Origin of the sequence: Pseudomonas sp. NPDC085632, from assembly GCF_044541255.1 — a bacterium.
Lineage (GTDB): Bacteria > Pseudomonadota > Gammaproteobacteria > Pseudomonadales > Pseudomonadaceae > Aquipseudomonas.
Genome location: NZ_JBITSX010000119.1, coordinates 1 through 1,258 on the forward strand (window position 1 = coordinate 1; position 1,258 = coordinate 1,258).

A 1,258-nucleotide genomic window follows, 5' to 3' on the forward strand; every position below is an offset into this window, starting at 1 on the left:
TGATCTGGCTTAATGATTCTGGACACCCCTAAAGGGCGTTAATCTACGCCCAACGAAGAGGTGTGATTTGACCAGACGATATTTTTCGACAGATTTCAAACGGGATGCGGCTTGCCTGGTTTTGGATAAAGACTATTCGGTGAGTGAAGCCTGCGAAGCAATGGGCGTGGGCCCTACAGCTCTGCGCCGCTGGGTTGAGCAACTACGTGCGGAGCGCAGCGGCAAGACGCCTGAGAAGTCCAAAGCCATGACCGCTGATCAGCAACGCATTCAGGAACTGGAAGCAACAATCCGACGGATTGAGCGCGAAAAGGAAATTTTAAAAAAGGCTACAGCTCTCTTGATGTCGGATTCCCTCGATCGGTAAGGCTGGTCGAGGAGTTAAGCGAGCAATATTCAAGATCCGAGTTGTGCGTTGTATTTGGGATCAACCGCAGCAGTTATTACGAGCATCTGAAACAGCGTGCAAAAGTGGATGTCGAGCGCGATCGCCTAAAGATCAAGGCTGCTGAACTACATGAGCAAAGTCGCGGATCAATGGGCGCGCGCAGCCTGTCAAAAGCGCTGTGTAACGAAAAAGAGTCGGTAGGTCGTTACATGGCTCGTAGCCTGATGCGCGAGCTCGGTTTGAAGAGCCAGCAACGGCGCAGGCATCGGTACAAACCCAGCGGTGCGGAGGCGCAATACGCCCCCAATCATTTGGAGCGTAAATTCAATGTCGAGGCCCCCAATCGAGTGTGGTGTGGCGACGTGACTTACATTTGGGCCGGTACTTACTGGGTTTATCTGGCTGCTGTACTTGATCTGCATGCCCGCCGCATCGTCGGCTGGGCGATGTCCAGAAGTCCGGATTCAGCTCTGACCTGTCGAGCGTTAAAGATGGCTTTCGAGTCGCGAGGACGCCCTGAAAACCTAATGTTCCATTCGGATCAGGGTTGCCATTACAGCAGCAAAATGTTCCGTGAAACGCTGTCGGAGATGCGGATAAAACAAAGCATGAGTCGACGAGGAAACTGCTGGGATAACGCCCCGATGGAGCGTTTCTTTGGCAGTTTGAAATCTGAATGGATACCCAAGGCTGGCTACCGAAACGAAGATGAGGCCAGTACCGATGTGTTGCGCTACCTGACCCATTATTACAATCGGATCAGGCTGCACAGTCACAACGGATATCGGACTCCGGTAGCAATGGAAGCCTTGGCAGCATGAGAAATGACCTAAACCCTATAACCGTGTCCAGTATCGTTTGACCAGATCA

The 1,258-nt window shown here is 52.1% G+C and carries 1 protein-coding gene; it reads left to right on the forward strand.

The annotated features are described in order from the left end of the window. The first annotated feature begins 67 nt into the window (after nt 1-67). Nucleotides 68-1,209, forward strand: a protein-coding gene (locus tag ACIF4X_RS29305) for an IS3 family transposase (protein WP_397484706.1) whose coding sequence is annotated in 2 segments (ribosomal slippage) — nt 68-329 and nt 329-1,209 — 1,143 coding nt in all. Because the reading frame shifts where the segments join, the coding sequence is not laid out codon by codon here. The last annotated feature ends 49 nt before the right edge of the window (nt 1,210-1,258 follow it).